This is a genomic window from Alicyclobacillus sendaiensis NBRC 100866 (genome assembly GCF_001552675.1).
Lineage (GTDB): Bacteria > Bacillota > Bacilli > Alicyclobacillales > Alicyclobacillaceae > Alicyclobacillus > Alicyclobacillus sendaiensis.
The window spans coordinates 1-1926 of the sequence record NZ_BCRQ01000121.1; the positions used below are offsets into that span (position 1 = coordinate 1).

General features: G+C 59.5%; 2 protein-coding genes. One reads left to right on the forward strand and one right to left on the reverse strand.

Annotation, left to right across the window (positions count from 1 at the left end):
• Positions 1 to 95 precede the first annotated feature (95 nt).
• On the forward strand, positions 96 to 647 hold the full coding sequence (locus AS26_RS13480) for a hypothetical protein (RefSeq protein ID WP_062310630.1): 552 nt from the start codon (positions 96 to 98) through the stop codon (positions 645 to 647).
• Here AS26_RS13480 and AS26_RS13485 read toward each other — a convergent pair.
• A complete protein-coding gene (locus AS26_RS13485) occupies positions 644 to 1330 on the reverse strand; it encodes an IMPACT family protein (protein WP_062310633.1) in 687 nt (228 codons plus the stop codon). The genes AS26_RS13480 and AS26_RS13485 overlap by 4 nt on opposite strands.
• Between the last annotated feature and the right edge of the window lie 596 nt (positions 1331 to 1926).

Consider the following 1926-nt stretch of genomic DNA (forward strand, 5'->3'; position numbering starts at 1 on the left):
CCCTACGCTCAAAGAGGTAGGGATCTCCAATCATTCTAATCACGACGGAAGGAACAGCTTTCAAGAATGAAAGCCATGAAGGAGGAATGTGTTCAATGTTTATCCTGCCAGAACCCAACCACCACCCGATGGACAATGTCCCCGTGCACACCGAGGCGGATGCGCCGAGGATGGGCGAGATTGCGCGCCACATCACCGCGTTTGTACCCGTGTACTGTCAAGGGAATCGGACGCTTGTCCTGCTCGCGAATGGCTCGATGTTCTACCTGCCCCATCGCGCGCAATGGGTGCGGGAAACCCTGCTTCGCCATTTTGCCATCTCGCAGCGCGACCTGCGCCGAGCGTGTGAGGAAGACCTGAATCGGAGTTTGTTTGCGCCCGTCGTCATTCCGACGGCAGGACTTGCATATGCTCAACTTCGGGTGCGTACGCCCATCGGGCGGAACGACGGCGCGCAAGGGTTCTTTCGCATCGATGCCATTCGAGGCGTGCGCGCCATCAGCACGGAGGAGACCGCGGTCCGAATGGAGGGCGGGATTGACTTCATGGTCCGAATGCCAAGGCCGCGCGTGGTGGAACGCGTCCTGGGTGCGCGCTCCGCACTGATCCTGCAACTCGCTCGAGGCGTCGCGTATCCGCGCTTCTAAGTCTGTCCAGGCGCGTCGTGTTCGGGGAGCCACACGTCTCGGACCAGTTCACCGGCATCTGTGATGCCTACATAGGCGGGCGGGCGGACGTCGCATGTCGCCTGCCCGGACGTCGCATCGGTGACCAGCGCAACCGTGCCTGGCACATCCGCCTCGCGCACCACCAGTCGAAACCGGACAACGTCCGTGAACTCGGCGTCGTACAGCCGGAGACCTGTCTGTTCGAGCAGGTGCAGCAGTCTGCCGTAGTGCTCATAACCGCAGGTGACGAGGATATCGCACATTCGGGCGCACACGAGCTTGGGCGCCCGCTCCAAGACCATCGCCGCGGCCTCGGTATACGCCCGGACCAAACCGTTTGCGCCGAGCAGGATACCGCCGAAGTATCGCGTGACAATCACCAAGACGTTGGTCAGCTCCTTCCGGCGAATCACCTCGAGCACTGGCCGACCGGCTGTGCCGCTCGGTTCGCCATCATCGGAAAACCGCTCGTGCGGGACTTGGATCCCTATCCTGTACGCATACACGTGATGACGAGCGTCCCGGTGTTCATCTCGGACGCGCTCCAGGGCCGCGAGCGCCTCCGCCTCGGTTCGAACAGGTACGGCCGAGGCGATGAACCTTGATTTTTTCTCGACGATCTCGTCGGTCCACACGCCGGCCAGCGTCACAAACGATGTCATGGTCGGCACCCCCAAAACGACGTTGCGGCGGACGAACATCACTGTATCAGACCGCCGGGATCAGACTCAATCGTATGTGAGTGCGCGCAAGCTGCAAAAACATGCGCGATTCCGATGGCGGACCCTCACAAACAAAAAAGGCCCATCGAACCATGTAGGCGTCGGCAGTGGCGAGCCTTGCACCTAGAGGTCAATCTCGCCTTAAACCCGAGAATATGCCGAAAACTGCGCCATCCTTCCTCACAAGGTCTTTACTTGCAAGGGAAGAAAGCGTATAATGCGGCAATGAGGCTACTGTCTTAGGATACATAACTTGCTAGAGTGGCCTGCATTGCTGAGAACAGCCCTCGTGGTGTCGAATCCTGGCGGCAAAAGCCAGGAGAGGGATGGGTACAGGTAGCCACTGAAGGGAGGGATGTCTTCCTGCGTTCCGGAGGTTGGCGAGGGGCTCTGAGCTCGGATGCTGGGCGTAAAGAGATCGCTTGAACCCTCTTGAAGTACTCCAGGTACGCGGGGACAGTGACGAATGGCCAGTCCAGGGTGACCTTCGTCACCGAACTTCAGTCTAGCTACATTCATGTTGTTGTAAGGAGGAG